The 14,506-nt window shown below is 63.6% G+C and carries 12 protein-coding genes and 2 pseudogenes; 6 read left to right on the top strand and 8 right to left on the bottom strand.

The features are described from left to right. The 5 genes and pseudogenes from U862_RS31095 to U862_RS0107805 form a co-directional block, all read left to right on the top strand. Positions 1-115 (top strand): annotated as a pseudogene (locus U862_RS31095) (DNA-3-methyladenine glycosylase 2 family protein); the annotation flags it as partial. Between the two features lie 68 nt (positions 116-183). Then, a pseudogene (locus U862_RS30140) lies at positions 184-310 on the top strand (spermidine/putrescine ABC transporter substrate-binding protein); the annotation flags it as partial. 130 nt (positions 311-440) lie between these two features. Beyond that, on the top strand, positions 441-1,637 hold the full coding sequence (locus U862_RS0107815; RefSeq protein WP_025109871.1) for an amidohydrolase family protein: 1,197 nt from the start codon (positions 441-443) through the stop codon (positions 1,635-1,637). Next, on the top strand, positions 1,634-3,121 hold the full coding sequence (locus tag U862_RS0107810; RefSeq protein ID WP_025109870.1) for an amidohydrolase family protein: 1,488 nt from the start codon (positions 1,634-1,636) through the stop codon (positions 3,119-3,121). Before U862_RS0107815 ends, U862_RS0107810 begins: the two co-directional genes overlap by 4 nt. An 11-nt stretch (positions 3,122-3,132) precedes the next feature. Then, positions 3,133-3,795, top strand: a complete 663-nt coding sequence (locus tag U862_RS0107805; RefSeq protein ID WP_025109869.1) for a flavin reductase family protein — start codon at positions 3,133-3,135, stop codon at positions 3,793-3,795. A 131-nt stretch (positions 3,796-3,926) separates the two neighbouring features. Here the strand turns inward: U862_RS0107805 and U862_RS0107800 are convergent, their stop codons facing one another. The 8 genes from U862_RS0107800 to U862_RS0107765 form a co-directional block, all read right to left on the bottom strand. Beyond that, positions 3,927-4,586, bottom strand: a complete 660-nt coding sequence (locus tag U862_RS0107800; RefSeq protein ID WP_025109868.1) for a DUF799 domain-containing protein — start codon at positions 4,584-4,586, stop codon at positions 3,927-3,929. Then, positions 4,583-4,951 carry a DUF4810 domain-containing protein gene (locus U862_RS0107795; protein ID WP_003225593.1) on the bottom strand — a complete coding sequence of 123 codons (369 nt, stop codon included), beginning with the start codon at positions 4,949-4,951 and terminating at the stop codon, positions 4,583-4,585. Before U862_RS0107795 ends, U862_RS0107800 begins: the two co-directional genes overlap by 4 nt. A 31-nt stretch (positions 4,952-4,982) precedes the next feature. Then, positions 4,983-5,669 (bottom strand): CsgG/HfaB family protein, encoded by a 687-nt coding sequence (locus U862_RS0107790; protein ID WP_177327321.1) that lies wholly within the window; start codon positions 5,667-5,669, stop codon positions 4,983-4,985. Between the two features lie 259 nt (positions 5,670-5,928). Then, the gene (locus U862_RS0107785; protein WP_025109865.1) at positions 5,929-9,006 is read right to left on the bottom strand and encodes an error-prone DNA polymerase; all 3,078 of its coding nucleotides are present in this window, start codon (positions 9,004-9,006) and stop codon (positions 5,929-5,931) included. Then, a complete protein-coding gene (locus tag U862_RS0107780; RefSeq protein ID WP_025109864.1) occupies positions 9,003-10,418 on the bottom strand; it encodes a DNA polymerase Y family protein in 1,416 nt (471 codons plus the stop codon). The genes U862_RS0107785 and U862_RS0107780 overlap by 4 nt, the downstream gene beginning before the upstream one ends. A 7-nt stretch (positions 10,419-10,425) precedes the next feature. After that, a complete protein-coding gene (imuA, locus tag U862_RS0107775; RefSeq protein ID WP_025109863.1) occupies positions 10,426-11,043 on the bottom strand; it encodes a translesion DNA synthesis-associated protein ImuA in 618 nt (205 codons plus the stop codon). Further along, entirely contained in the window at positions 11,043-11,660 is a 618-nt protein-coding gene (lexA, locus tag U862_RS0107770; protein WP_025109862.1) for a transcriptional repressor LexA, read from the bottom strand. Before lexA ends, imuA begins: the two co-directional genes overlap by 1 nt. Positions 11,661-11,698: 38 nt before the next feature. After that, on the bottom strand, positions 11,699-12,616 hold the full coding sequence (locus tag U862_RS0107765) for a LysR family transcriptional regulator (protein ID WP_025109861.1): 918 nt from the start codon (positions 12,614-12,616) through the stop codon (positions 11,699-11,701). Positions 12,617-12,719: 103 nt separating this feature from the next. Here U862_RS0107765 and U862_RS0107760 point away from each other — a divergent pair, with 103 nt between their 5' ends. After that, positions 12,720-14,462, top strand: a complete 1,743-nt coding sequence (locus U862_RS0107760; RefSeq protein WP_025109860.1) for an amidohydrolase — start codon at positions 12,720-12,722, stop codon at positions 14,460-14,462. Positions 14,463-14,506 lie beyond the last annotated feature (44 nt).

Here is a 14,506-nt window from a genome sequence, read left to right as displayed (position 1 = left end):
GCTGGAAGGGACTCGACCCACGGCGCGGGCATTGGCTGATCGGGCTGAGGCTTGGCGGCCTTTTCGGGGGTATGCGGCGCAGGTGTTGTGGACGTCTTTGAGCCGGGCTGACTGATCCTGATTTCATGGTGTCAGTTCTGGCCTCTTCGCGAGCAAGCCCGCTCCCACAGGGGAACGCATTTCAATGTGAAGTGGAAGGTCATGGATGCCGTCAACGTGCCTGAGGAATATACCTCTGCGCCCGGAAAAGGAATGCAGCAACAAGGCCCGCGAGCTGCAAGACCGGATCTGGTCGAAGCTCAAGGGTTGATCATCTGACTTGAAACCGTGGCGCGGCCTTCGCGAGCAAGCCCGCTCCCACAGGGGAACGCATTTCAATGTGGAAGCGGGCTTGCTCGCGAAGAGGCCCGCCCAGACAACACTGAACCCGAGGTAAACAAATGACCCAGCCACAATGGCTCCGCAACATCCGCCCCTACGGCGCCCCCGCCGAGGACCTGCTGATCGAAAACGGCCGCTTCAGCCAACGCCGTCCGGCTTCCAGTGCGCCGCTGGCCGCCAGTGACATCGACGGCCTCAACCAGTTGCTCACCGCCCCGCTGGTGGAAAGCCATGTCCACCTCGACAAGACCCTCTACGGCCAACCCTGGCGTGCGAACAGCGCCGGCCCGACGCTCAAGGATTACATCAGCAATGAGCGGCGCATTCTCCGTGAGGTAACAGCGCCGATTGCCGAACGCGCCGGCGCGCTGCTGGAAAACTGCATCGCCCGTGGCTCACTGACGATGCGCTGCCACGTCGACATCGACCCCGAGTTCGGCCTGCGCCATGTCGAAGCGATGCAGCAGTTGCGCGAACGCTACAAGGACCTGATCGACCTGCAACTGGTGGTATTTCCGCAGACCGGACTGATCAGTCGCCCCGGCACCGCCGAACTGATGCGCGAAGCAATGGCCCTGGGCGTGGAGAACGTTGGCGGCCTCGATCCGTGCGGCATCGACAACGACCCGATTGCACAACTCGACTTCGTGTTCAAACTCGCCAGCGAATTCAGCCGAGGCGTCGACATTCACCTGCACGACAAAGGTGAACTGGGCCTGTGGCAAATCGCGCGGATCGCCGAGTACACCGAACACTTCAACCTGCAGAACCGGGTGATGATCAGCCATGCCTACTGCCTGGGCATGTTGCCGTGGAGCCAGGTCCAACCGGTGGCTGAACGTCTCGCAGCCCTGGGCATTTCGCTGATGAGTTCAGCGCCGGCGGACTGCGCGGTGCCGCCGTTTCTGGCCTTGCGTGCGGCCGGGGTCAACGTTTGCCTGGGCTCTGACGGCATCCGCGATGCGTGGTCGCCAATGGGCAATGGCGACATGCTGGAACGGGCGATGCTGCTGGCGTTTCGCTTCGATCTGGCCAAAGACGATGAACTGGGGGCGGCGTTTGCAGCGGCCACGGTCAACGGCGCTATTGCGCTGGGCGTCAACGATTACGGGATCGACCTCGGGCGGCCAGCGGACTTTCTGCTGATGCCGGTGGAGACGCTGGGTGAGGCGGTGGTGTCGCGCCCCGTGCGTCAGGTCTATCGCGGCGGTCAGTTGGTCGCCAATGGCGGTCGCTTGCTGGAAAGCCGTTTGTGAAACGCATCGGCCTGAAGGCCAGTTGCGTGGTCGGTTTCGACGGCACGCAGCACGTGCTGTGGCGTGACGGTGAAGTGGTGTTCGCCGGGGCGCGCATCAAGTTCGTCGGACGCGGTTATCAAGGGCCGGTCGATCAGTGGATTGACTACGGCAACGCACTGATCGGCCCCGGTTTCATTGACCTGGATGCCCTCGGCGACCTCGATTCCACCGTGCTGACCCTCGATAACGGCGACGAGCGCGCCATGGGCCGCATGTGGTCATCGCAGTACCTCGCCGCCGGCCCGCACGAGACTTACAGCCCTGACGAAGAAATTTTCAAATACCGCTACGCCTTTACCCAGTTGATTCGCAACGGCATCACCACGGCGATGCCGATCACCTCGATGTACTACCGCGAGTGGGCCGAATCCTACGATGAGTTTGCCGCCGTCGCAGGCGTTGCGAGCGAACTCGGCTTGAGGACTTACCTCGGCCCTTGCTACATGAGCGGCATGAGTTACTGGCGCGCCGACGGCACGCTCGCCCATCACTGGGACGAGGCCCGAGGCCTGGCCGGACTCGATGCAGCTGAACGCTTTTTCAAGGACTACGACGGCGCACACGACGGCCTGATTCGCGGCGCGCTGCTTCCGGATCGCATCCAGACCTGCACCCCGGCACTGCTGCAACGCACCTCGGCCCTGAGCCGCGAACTGAATGCGCCGATGCGCCTGCATTGCTGTCAGGCGCAGAGCGAGGTGGCGATGGTCGAGCAGTTGCGCGGCACGTCACCGCTGGGCTGGCTGCAACAGCTGGACTTGCTGACGCCGCGCAGCCTGTTGCCCCACGGCATCTACACCCGTGGTGACGACGACCTGCAACGGGTGCTCGACGGCGGCGCCAGCCTGGTGCATTGCCCGCTGGTGTTCGCCCGCGATGGCGAGGCGCTGAACTCGTTCGGGCGCTATCGCGCCAAGGGCATCAACTTTGCCCTCGGCACCGACACCTGGCCGGCGGACTTGCTCGAAAACATGCGCCACGGCCTCAACGTCGCGCGGTTGATGGAGGGCGGCTCGGCGCTCACCAGCAGCCTCGATTTGTACAACGCCGCCACCCTTGGCGGTGCACGGGCCTTGGGCCGCGATGACCTCGGACGTCTGGCCCCCGGCGCCAAGGCTGACATCACCGTATTCAGCCTGCGCGGCCTGCATCTGGGGCCGCTGTTCGATCCGTTGAAAAACCTGCTGTTGGCCGGGCGCGGCGACGACTGCATCGCCAGTTACATCGATGGCCGTTGCGTGATGCACGACGGTCAGGTCACGGGCGTCGACTACCCCGCCCTGCAACGCCAGGCCCAACACCAATACGAAAAACTCATGCGCAGCCACAGCGAGCGGGCCTTTGGTCGACCGGACTGGAAAACCCTGTTCCAGCCGGCCATCCCGTTCGCTGACGACTACAGCGCCGACGCGCCATTGAGCGCAATCGATCCACGTGTTTAGAGACTTCTGCCATGCACAGCTTCGACTTCAGCCAGCTCAGCCCCCGGGAAAAATACAAGATTCTGATCGGCAGCGTGGTGCCACGCCCGATAGCCCTGGTCACCACCGTCGACGGTGAAGGCCGGGTGAATGCCGCGCCGTTCAGTTTCTTCAACGCGCTGTCCGCCGACCCGCCGATTCTCGCCCTTGGCGTGGAAAACTACGGCGATCAAAGCCCCAAGGACACCACGCGCAACATCCAGTTGAATCAGGAATTCACCGTGAACATCGTCAGTGATGCGCTGGTGGAGGCGATGAACGTCTGCGCCGTGCCGTTCGCGCCCGGGTTCGATGAACTGACCGCCGCCGGCCTGACGGCGATTGCCGGCACCACGGTGAAATGCCCACGGATCGGCGAAGCACCGGTCGCACTGGAGTGTCGGCGGATGATGGCGCTGAACATCGGTCAGTCGCGGGAGATCATTTTTGGTGAAGTGCTGATGGCGCATGTACGCGATGAGTTGATCGACCCTGAAACGCTGTACATCGATCAATTGGCGCTGGATGCGATCGGGCGGATGGGCGGCCATGGCTATGCGCGAACCCGGGATTACTTCGACCTGCCGACCCGCTCATTGCAAGCGTGGACGGAAGCGCCGGGAGGTGGCGAGCGGTTTTGGCCGACAGCCAAATAAATCAACAGCGCAACGCATTACCCCTGTGGGAGCGGGCTTGCTCGCGAAGGCGGTTGGTCATTCAAAGATTACTTGTCTGATACACCGCTTTCGCGAGCAAGCCCGCTCCCACAGGGGGTTATTTCGCTTGCTCAGTCAGTGCCGTACTTCGGCGAACGCGGGCCATACAACAGGCCGGCGTGCTGACCGGCCGACAACAGACGATTGCTCGCCACACCGGCAATCGGGTAGCCGGCATCGGTCGAACTGTTGATCACCTGCTTGACTGCGGCGGTGATCAGCATGCCGACCAGGCCGCCACCGCTGTTGTTGCCGCCCTCTTCGCTCGACGCCCGTGCCGAACCGGTCCACAGCGTGGTGCCGGATTTCAGGTCCACCAGTTTGGCGGTGGCCGTCACGGCGGTTTCGCTGCTGATGACCATGTACCGCGTGCCGTACTCGGTCACGGTGATGTACAGCGCAGCGTCGGCGCCGAAGATTTCTTTCAGCTTGTTGGCCGGCGCCTGATGGATGTCATCCGGCGTGGTCAGGCCATTCTGGCGAAAGGTTTCGTCCACCAGGGCGATCGGCAGCACGTAGTAACCGGCTTCGGCCAGTGGGAACGTCACTTGCGACAACAGGCTGTACGAGGCTTTCACGTCTGGCGAGGTGTTCAGCGGCGGCAGCACCAGAATGGTCTTCGGCCGTGCCTGCTTGTACGCCGAATAGTCGACGGTTTTCGGCGCAACGCAGCCACCGAGTAAGGTCAGGGCCAAACCGGCGGCCAGCAGTTTCAGGGTGCGCGAGATCATTTGGCGTCTCCGGTCTTGGCGTTTTTAAGCAGAAAATCCATGTACGGGCCGGACTCGGGAAACAGCGCTTTCTCGGTGCGAAATTGCTGCACCATCTGATCGTCCTTGCCCATGCTCAGGTACAGCAGACCGAGGTGCGCGTGGTAGCCCGGCGGCACGGCCTTGCCGGTGGAACGGATCTTCTGCAGGTCACGCTCCAGCACTTCGGCCTGCGCTTCTTTCGGCTCTTCGCCTTTGAAGTATTCGTAGACCTGCGGTTGGTAGTCTTCCCACTGGTACAGGGTTTTCGGGCTGCTGCAACCGGCCAGCAAGGCGCTGGCGGCCAGCGTCAGGGCCAGCAGCGACCGCGACAAAGTCAGATTCATGAGGGGTATTGCTCCTTGCAATGAATAGCGATCAGTTACCCGGTTTCCAGGCACCGGCGTTCATGCCATCAACCAGGCGGTTGATCGCCTCGCGCATGGCCAGATCGAGGACTTTGCCGTTGAGGGTGGAGTCGTACGCAGCGGTGCCACCGAAGCCGATGATTTCGCGGTTGGACAAGGCGTATTCGCCGGCGCCCTGAGTCGAATACACCACTTCGGAGGTGCTGATGTTGACGATGTTCAGGTTGACCTTGGCGTAGGCGACCTGAGTCTTGCCACGGCCGAGAATACCGAACAGCTGGTGATCGCCGGTTTCCTTGCGGCCGAACTCGGTGACGTCACCGGTGACCACGTAATCGGCACCTTTGAGGCGCTGGGCCTGGCCTTTGATCGCCGCTTCCTGCTGGATTTCGCCCATGTTGTCGCGATCGAGCACGGAGAAACGGTTGGTCTGCTGCAAGTGAGTGATCAGGATGGTCTTGGCCTGACCGCCGAGACGGTCGACGCCGTCGGAGAAGATCCCGCGCATGTAGCTGGAGCGGTTATCGAACTTGCCCACCGCCATTGGCACACGAACGCCGGTCCAGACCTGAGTGGCGCTCTCGACCTTGGCCACCGGCAGTGCGCGGGAGCTTTCGGTGGCGCAGCCGGCAAGGGAGCCTGCGATAGTGCCGAGCACGGCAATCGCAACGCCTGAGACCAACATCCGGGAGATCATTCTCACTGTGCATTCCTTCTGAAAAAACGGTGTGTCCCGGCACGGCAAAGCGGTGGGGAGCGGGAAAAGGGGCGGCATTATGACAAAGTGCCATCACTCATGACAGGACTTTTTGACGCCAAGGAATTGGCTGTTTTGATCCGCCTACAAATCAATTGTGGGAGCGGGCTTGCTCGCGAAAGCGGTGGGTCAGTCAATAGGGATGTCGGCTGATACACCGTCTTCGCGAGCTGGCCCGCTCCCACAGGGGATCAGCGCGCTAATGAAAATCGCGGCTCTGCACGCGGATGCCGTCGAGCAGCGGGCTCAGGTCGCTCAACCGTCCGGCGATCAGGTGCCGCACCTCGCCTTCGCGCTCCCAGCGGCCATCGACCTTGAGCAGTTGCGAGCCCACCAGCACCTGACGCTGGCGCTCGGCCAAATCGCGCCAGACCACCACGTTGACGTTGCCGAACTCGTCTTCCAGGGTGACGAAGGTCACGCCGCTGGCGGTGCCCGGTCGTTGCCGGCCGGTGACCAGCCCGGCGATGCTCACTGGCCGCCCGTGCTCGACCTCCATCAACTCCTGCGAACTGCGACAGCGCCGGGCCTTGAGTTCACCTCGCAGCAGCGCCAACGGATGCGGCCCCAGCGTAGTACCAAGCGTTGCGTAATCGGCCTGCAGGTCCTCACCGACACTGGGTTTTGGCAGCAGCACATCGGGCTCTTCCTGACTGGGCAACCCGGCAAACAGACCCAGTTGTTTCTCCACCCCGGCCACTTCCCAGCGCGCGCGATGCCGATGCCCGGCCATCCCGCGCAACGCTCCGGAATCCGCCAGCAGCGCCTGGGCCCGACTGTCGAGCGCGGCCCGTTCGCCCAGGTCGGCGACATCGGCAAACGCCCCGCGCATCCGCGCCGCTTCGATGCGCCGGGCATCGTCCTCGCGAAAGCCCTTGATCATCCGCAGGCCCATGCGGATCGCCGGTTGCGCGCCGCTGATCGGTTCCAGGCTGCAATCCCAGTCGCTGGCGCGCACGTCCACCGGACGGATCTGCAATTGGTGGCGGCGCGCGTCCTGCAGAATCTGATCCGGGCTGTAGAAACCCATGGGCCAACTGTTGATCAGCGCACAGGCAAACGCCGCCGGTTCGTGGCACTTGAGCCAGCAACTGGCGTAGGTCAGCAAGGCGAAACTGGCAGCGTGGGATTCGGGAAAACCATAGCTGCCAAAACCCTTGATCTGCTCGAAGATCTGCGCGGCGAACTCCGGGGTGTAGCCGTTTTTTTCCATGCCGGCGGCCAGCCGCTCCTTGTGCGGCTCCAGCCCGCCGTGGCGTTTCCACGCCGCCATCGAGCGGCGCAACTGATCGGCCTCGCCGGGGCTGTAGTCGGCGGCGACGATAGCGATCTGCATCACCTGTTCCTGAAACAGCGGCACGCCGAGGGTGCGTTTGAGCACCACCTCCAGCTCCGGCGAGGGGTAGGTTTCCTCTTCTTCCTTGTTCCGGCGACGCAGGTACGGATGAACCATGCCGCCCTGAATCGGCCCGGGGCGGACGATCGCCACCTCGATCACCAGATCGTAGAAATTCGCCGGGCGCAGGCGCGGCAGCATCGACATCTGCGCCCGGGATTCGATCTGGAACACGCCGATGGTGTCGGCGCGGCTGATCATCTCGTAGGTCGGTTTGTCTTCGGCGGGAATCGTCGCCAGGCTCAGATCCTGATGGCGATGACGGCGCAGCAGGTCGAAGCAGCGACGGATCGCGCTGAGCATGCCGAGAGCGAGGATATCGACCTTGAGCAGCCCGACCGCATCGAGGTCGTCCTTGTCCCACTGAATGATCGTGCGCTCGGCCATGGCGGCGTTTTCCACCGGCACCAGACTGTCCAGCGGCTGCTCGGAAATCACGAAGCCGCCCGGGTGCTGCGACAGGTGCCGGGGAAAGCCGATCAGTTGGCCGGTGAGGCTCAGCACTCGACGCAACACCGGGCTGTCAGGATCGAATCCGCCTTCGAGCAAGCGCGCCAGCGGCGGTGTTTCATCGCTCCAGTGACCGCAGCAATCGGCCAGCGCATTGATCTGGTCCGGCGGCAGGCCCAGGGCCTTGGCCACGTCGCGCATCGCGCCGGCGGCGTGGTAGGTGCTGACCACTGCCGTCAGCGCTGCGCGACGACGGCCATAACGACGGAACACGTATTGCAGGACTTCTTCGCGACGTTCGTGTTCGAAGTCGACGTCGATGTCCGGCGGCTCGTTGCGCTCTTTCGACATGAAACGCTCGAACAGCAGCGTGGTGCGATCCGGGTCGATCTCGGTGATGCCCAAGGCAAAACACACCGCCGAGTTGGCCGCCGAACCCCGGCCCTGACAGAGAATCTGTTGCTCGCGGGCGAAACGCACTACGTCATGCACGGTGAGGAAGTAGCTTTCGTAGCCGAGTTCGGCGATCAGTTTCAGCTCGTCATTGATCTGCTTCAACACTTTGGCCTGAGGCCCTTGCGGCCAGCGCCAGGCGATGCCTTCTTCAGTCAACTGGCGCAACCAGGAACTGCCGGTATGTCCCTCCGGCACCAGTTCTTTCGGATACTGATAGCGCAACTCGCTCAGATCGAAAGTGCAGCGCCGGGCCAGCTGCACCGAGGCGTCGAGCAACGCTTGCGGATACAGCTCGCGCAACACATCAAGGCTGCGCAGATGGCGCTCGCCGTTGGGGTGCAGGCGTAACCCGGCCTCGGCCACCGGGACGTGATGGCGGATCGCGGTCATGGTGTCCTGCAAGGCCCGCCGGCCACGGGCGTGCATGTGCACGTCACCGCTGGCCACGGCGGTAATCTGCAACTGCTCCGCCAGACTCAGCAGTGCAGCCAGCCGGCGCTGGTCGTCCTGCCCGCGATGCAACTGCACCGCCAGAAACAGACGCTCGCCGAAGACTTGCTTCAGCCAGCGGCCCTCCTCCATATCATCCACGGTGTCCGGCACCCATACAGTAAGCAGCCCCGGCAGCGGCTCGCTGAAATCCTCGCGCAGCACCTGGTACTGGCCTTTCTGCGTACGCCGCCGGGCCTGGGTGATCAAGCCACACAAGGTCTGATACCCCGCGAGGTTCTCCACCAACAGCAGTAGTTTCGGGCCGTTGTCGATGCGCATTTCACTGCCGATGATCAGCGGCAGTTCAACCGATTTCGCCGCCTGCCAGGCACGGACGATCCCGGCCAGCGTGCACTCGTCAGTGATCGCCAGCGCCTGATAACCGTGTTTTTTCGCCCGCTGGAACAGCTCAAGGGCACTGGAGGCACCCCGCTGGAAACTGAAGTTCGACAGGCAATGCAGCTCGGCATAGCCGTGGTTCATGCAAACCAGCCCTGCAGCCACAACGGACCGCCCTCGCCCACCGCCCGATAGGCCCAGCCCTGCTGACCGGCGCGGTTCTGGATCAGGTAGTAATCGCGGCGCACGTCGTCACCGTCCCACCAGCCGGACTCGATGCGCTCCGGACCCATGAGGATCCGCGCCGAACCTTCGGCCACGCTCTGCGGTTCGCCGAGCAACCAACCCGGGCGCTGAACGCTCGGCAAACCGCTGCAACGCTGCTTGTCGACGCCGTTCTGCCAGGCGCATTCCGGGCGATGATCGGCCTGGAAGCGCAGGCCCTGCACTGCGTCATCGCCGAGCCGGGCGCGCAGGCGTTCGCGCAATTGCTCCCAGGGCAAGGTCTGTTGCGGGCGGTCATCGAACAGTTCCTGAAACTGCGGCACGAAACTCGGCAGGTCTTCGGCACGCAGGCGAAACCCGCGCACCGGCGCTTCGACCTGCACATGCTCCAGCCGCCCCCGGGCCAGTTCAAAGAGCATCGCCGGATCGCGCTCGGCGCTGAGCAGGCCGACCTTGATCACCGTGTCCGGCAGCCCGGCGTGCTCCAGGTGCAGATCGAAACGCTGCACGCCACTGTCACGCCCGCAGAGGAACGCCGACAGGTCAGCGGTCAAACGACGCAACGGGAACAGCAGCGCCTGATGGGATTGCACGTCGAAATTGAGTTCGATGCGCACATCAAACCGGTCCGGCGGCAGATAGAACGCCAAGGCCAGCGGGCGCGCGCCGAACAGCGTGTCGAGGTGTTTGAGCATCGACGCTTCGAAACGCCGGGCCAGGGCCTGACGCGGCAGGCTCTGCACCTGATTCAGATTGCGCAGGCCCATGCGCGACAGTGCCGTGGCGACGGGCGGCTCCAGCCCCACCCGGTCGACGGGTAACTGCCCGAGATGATGCTGCAAGGCTTCACCGTCGGGCACCACCAGGCCATCGTAAGCATTGGCCAGCACTCGTGCCGCCACCGGATTCGGTGCAGCGACGATGCGATGACGAAAGCCCAGATCAGTCAGTTCCTTGCGCAACCGCGCTTCGAACTGCGCCCAGGAACCGAACAGGCCCAGACTGGATTCGATCTCGAACACCACGGTACGCGGGTAATGCACGCTGACCTGCGCGCTGAACCGGTAGGCCCACGCCGCCAGAAACTGCTGCCAGTGCTCGACCTCGGCGAGGTCGTAATCGGCGGTGGCAAAGCCTTTGCTCAAGGCCTGTGCAGCGGTCATCGACTGACCGGCGCGCAGGCCGAGCTGGCGCGCCGGCGCATTCACCGCTTGCAGCACCCGGCGCTGGGCCGGGCCGCTGAGCAACACCAACGGTTCATCGGGATCGGGACGTTGACGCAGCACCGCGTCGAGCGCCAACTGCGGGAACAGAATACATACCCAGCGCATGATGACCTCAGTGCCCCACGGCAAACGCAATTGGCGCCGTGCGCGCCAGCCCGCCCCGGCATTTGAGCACGCGCAACTGGGCAGGTCTGGCATCGATGGCAATCCGTAAAGCCGCCGGTGACGGGTTGACCGCCTCGCTCAGCGGGCGCCAGGCAAAGGCCAGGGTCTGGCCGGTTTCTGCGGCCACCTGCAAGCGCCGCAACGCGCGGTCATCGGCCTTGTGCGGCCAGCACAGCACCGCGCCGCAACTGCCCGAGCGCAGGCATTGCTCCGCCGCCCACAAGGCGTCGCGTTCGCTGGCCTGGATCACCGACAGCTGACGCAGATCGATCCCGGCGTTCTCCCACGCCTGCGGGTACGGCACGAACGGTGGCGCCACCAGCACGATGCGTTCGCCCGCCGCCGACAACCGCGCCAGCGTCGGCCAGACCAATTGCAGTTCACCAACCCCGGGGCCAGCCAGCAGAATTTCGCTCAGCGCCGCTTCCGGCCAGCCACCGCTGGGCAATGCTGCATCGAGCGCGGCATGGCCGGTGGGTTGCGGGCTTGCCGCCGGGGGCGCAGGCCGGCCCTTCCAGACCTGGCCGCCATTGAACAGCGTATCGAGTGCAACGACGGCGCCCATCAGCCTTGCCTCACCAGACCGCAGAACACCCCTTCGATGGCCAGGTCCTGATCGTCGCGCACGACAATCGGCTGATACGCCGGGTTACGCGGCAGCAGGCGCACTTCATCGCCAAGCCGTTCGAAGCGTTTGATGGTGACTTCACCGTCGAGCCGCGCCACCACGATCTGGCCGTTGAGCGCCTCGGGGTTGCGTCGCACGCCGACCAGATCACCGTCGAGAATGCCGTCTTCGATCATCGAGTCGCCCTGCACCCGCAGCATGTAATCCGGGGTACGGGAGAACAGCGCCGGGTCGAGCATCAAGCGGCCATGGATGTCGGCATCGGCGCCGATCGGCGCACCGGCGGCAACCCGGCCGAGCACGGGAACATCCAGCAGCTCCGGGCGCGCCGGTTGCCCGAGCAGGCGAATGCCCCGGGCCTGATGCGGATTGACCTCGATAAACCCGGCGTCGGTGAGCGCCAGCACATGTTTGCGCGCCACGCTGCGCGAGGCAAAACCAAAAGCCTCGCTGATTTCAGCGAGGCTTGGGGGCTGACCGTGTTCGGCGATGCGTTCGCGGATAAAGGTCAGGATGGCGGTGCGGCGGGGAGTCAGATTGGTCATGGAGTACATTTGTACTCTTTCGCGTTTTTACTGGCAATGACCGCCAGTCAGTTCAACCCACGCTCGGCAAGAAACCCCGAGATGTAATCGATGAATGCCACCACCTTGGCCGTGGCCCGCCGATGGCTTGGGTACACCGCGAGAATGTGCGGGCCGAAGGTGTCCGGGTCGATCTCGTAGTCGGCCATGACCCGCACCAGACGCCCGTCGGCAATGTACGGTGCGGCGCTCCACAGCGGTGTGTGCAGCAAGCCACGCCCGGCCAGGGCGCTGGCCAGCAGCAGGTCATAATTGTCGCTGCGCAACAGCGGCGCCGTCGGTTGCGCCAGGCTCAGGCGCTGGCCGTCGCGCTCGGCCCACCAGAACTCGCGGCTGAGCAACGGGTGTTGATAGAGCAGCCATTCATGCTGCTCAAGGGTGTGCGGATTCACTGGCAAACCCTTGCGCGCCAGATACTCCGGGCTGCCGCACAACGCCAGACGATTGCTGCCGACCACCCGCGCGATCAGCCCCGGCAAGTCATCGTGGCCCTCGCGCAAGGCCAGGTCGTAGCCGCTTTCCAGCAGATTGACGAACGCGTCGCACAGGTCCACTTGCAGGCTGATCTGCGGGTATTGCTGCAAAAAGCCGTCGCACACCTGATCGAGAAACGCTCGCCCGTAAGCCAGCGGTGCGGTGATTTTCAGGCTGCCGCGCAGACCGTGCTGTAACTGCTCGATTTCCTCGCCGGCCTCCTCCAGCCGCTGCAACACCAGCCGTGCGGTTTCCAGGTACACCCGGCCGATTTCGGTCAGCAGAATCCGCCGCGTACTGCGCTCGAACAACCGCGCGCCCAGTTCCGACTCCAGGTGATTGACCGCTTTGGTCAGGGCCGACGGGGTCTTGCCCAGTTGCTCGGCCGCGCGGCTGAAACTGCCGAGTTGCGCGGTGACCACGAACATTTTCAGTGCACCCAACTTGTCCATGCTTTTTCCATTCAGGCAAAAACGTTTTTCGTGAGGAAGGCGTTCTGTCGGCCAGTGTCAGCCACTAATCTGGCCATCAGACGCAATAACAAGGAAATCTTCAATGAAAAGATTCATCCCGAGTCTGTTGGTTACCGCTGTAAGTTTTGCCTCGATGGAAGCCATGGCCGCCACCGATCTGGTGCTGGTCAACGGCAAGATTTTCACTGCCGACCGCTCGCAGCCAAAGGTCCAGGCGCTGGCCGTGGAAAACGGCAAGGTGCTGAAAGTCGGCACGGATGCGCAGATCAAGGCACTGATCGAACCCGGCACGCAGGTGATCGACCTGGGCGGCAAGACCCTGATGCCCGGCTTGATCGACAGCCATTCCCACGCGATTTTCGGCGGTCTGGAAATGGTCTCGGCCAACATGGAAGACGAAGTCGTCACCCTTGATGAACTGCAAAAGCGTCTGCGCGACTGGCGTGATGACGGCAAGGCCAGACACGGCGACGTGCTGAGCATTGCCGGCATGAGCTCGGCTTACTGGGCGCAGGCCGAAGCGCTGGGCAAGACCTTCAACCAGGGCGAATGGGCCAACGTGCCCGTGGTGTTCATCGGCAGCGATCACCACACCGCGTGGGCCAATAACGTCATGCTCAAACGCGCCGGTATCGATGCCGCGCTGCTGAAAACCCTGCCTGACGCGGAAAAAGACACCGTCGGCAAGCTGGCCAACGGCGAGCCCAGTGGCTTTGTGGTCGATGCCGGTTGGGATCGGGTCGCCTTGAAAATGCCGGTACCGAGCCCCGCCGACATGTTGCGCGCGGCCAAATCCGCCGTGCGCTTCAACAACAGCCTCGGCATCACCGCATGGATGGATCCGGCCGCCAACGCCGCACCGGGCGAGGCCGTGTTTGCCCTCAAACCCACCGAGAAAACCGTCGGCGTGCTGCCGGCCTACAAAGCGCTGTCGCAAAGCGGTGACATGAGCGTCCACGTCGCGGCGCTGTTGGTGGCCAACCCGAAAAGCGTGCCCGCCGACCTCGATACGCTGGATAAAGTGCGCCAACAGTTTCAGGGCATTCCCAACCTGAGCCTGCCCGGGATCAAGATCTTTGCCGACGGCGTGATCGAGTACCCGGCGCAGAGCGCGGCGATGATCGATCCGTACAGCAACTCGCACAAACAGGGCGAATTGCTGATCGATCCGCAGCATTTCGGCGAACTGGTCAGCGCCATCGACCAGCGCGGCTGGCTGGTGCACATCCACGCCATTGGCGACCGTGCGGTTCGTGAATCGCTGAACGGTATCGAGCAGGCGCGCAAGGACCGGCAGAGCGGCGTGACCCACTCGATCACCCACCTGCAAATGGTCAACCCGAAAGAGTTCGCCCGCTTCAAGCCGCTGAACGTGATCGCGTCGATGCAACTGCTGTGGGCCAGCGCCGACGACTACACCACCGACATGATCAAGCCCTACGTCAGCGCCCTCGCCTTCCGTTATCAGTACCCGGCGCATTCGTTGCTGAAACAGGGTGCGACGATTGCCGGCGCCAGCGACTGGCCGGTGTCGTCGCCCAATCCGTTCAACGCCATGGCCCAGGCCATCACCCGCGTCGGCCCGCTGGGCGTGCTCAACGCCGACGAACGTCTGGACCGCGAGACCATGTTCTACGCCTACACCGTCAACGCAGCGCGGACCATTGGCCTGGACCAGCAGATCGGCTCGCTGACGCCGGGCAAACAGGCTGACTTCATCGTGGTCGATCGCGACGTGTTCAGCGTCGACGAAAAAGCCCTGCACGACACCCAGGTCCTGCAAACCTGGTTTGGTGGCCGTCAGGTCTACAGCGCCACCCAATAACAACTCTGTTCCCCCCCTGTGGGAGCGAGTCTGCTCGCGAAGGC

This window comes from Pseudomonas sp. H1h (genome assembly GCF_000633255.1).
Classification (GTDB): domain Bacteria; phylum Pseudomonadota; class Gammaproteobacteria; order Pseudomonadales; family Pseudomonadaceae; genus Aquipseudomonas.
This window is presented reverse-complemented; position numbering and strand designations above follow the sequence as displayed.

Bases quoted from the DNA above. Each gene is read 5' to 3' on its own strand.
- U862_RS0107815 (WP_025109871.1), top strand. From the start codon at position 441: ATGACCCAGCCACAATGGCTCCGCAACATCCGCCCCTACGGCGCCCCC.
- U862_RS0107805 (WP_025109869.1), top strand. From the start codon at position 3,133: ATGCACAGCTTCGACTTCAGCCAGCTCAGCCCCCGGGAAAAATACAAG.
- U862_RS0107800 (WP_025109868.1), bottom strand. From the start codon at position 4,586: ATGATCTCGCGCACCCTGAAACTGCTGGCCGCCGGTTTGGCCCTGACC.
- U862_RS0107795 (WP_003225593.1), bottom strand. From the start codon at position 4,951: ATGAATCTGACTTTGTCGCGGTCGCTGCTGGCCCTGACGCTGGCCGCC.
- U862_RS0107790 (WP_177327321.1), bottom strand. From the start codon at position 5,669: ATGATCTCCCGGATGTTGGTCTCAGGCGTTGCGATTGCCGTGCTCGGC.
- U862_RS0107785 (WP_025109865.1), bottom strand. From the start codon at position 9,006: ATGAACCACGGCTATGCCGAGCTGCATTGCCTGTCGAACTTCAGTTTC.
- U862_RS0107780 (WP_025109864.1), bottom strand. From the start codon at position 10,418: ATGCGCTGGGTATGTATTCTGTTCCCGCAGTTGGCGCTCGACGCGGTG.
- imuA (WP_025109863.1), bottom strand. From the start codon at position 11,043: ATGGGCGCCGTCGTTGCACTCGATACGCTGTTCAATGGCGGCCAGGTC.
- lexA (WP_025109862.1), bottom strand. From the start codon at position 11,660: ATGTACTCCATGACCAATCTGACTCCCCGCCGCACCGCCATCCTGACC.
- U862_RS0107765 (WP_025109861.1), bottom strand. From the start codon at position 12,616: ATGGACAAGTTGGGTGCACTGAAAATGTTCGTGGTCACCGCGCAACTC.
- U862_RS0107760 (WP_025109860.1), top strand. From the start codon at position 12,720: ATGAAAAGATTCATCCCGAGTCTGTTGGTTACCGCTGTAAGTTTTGCC.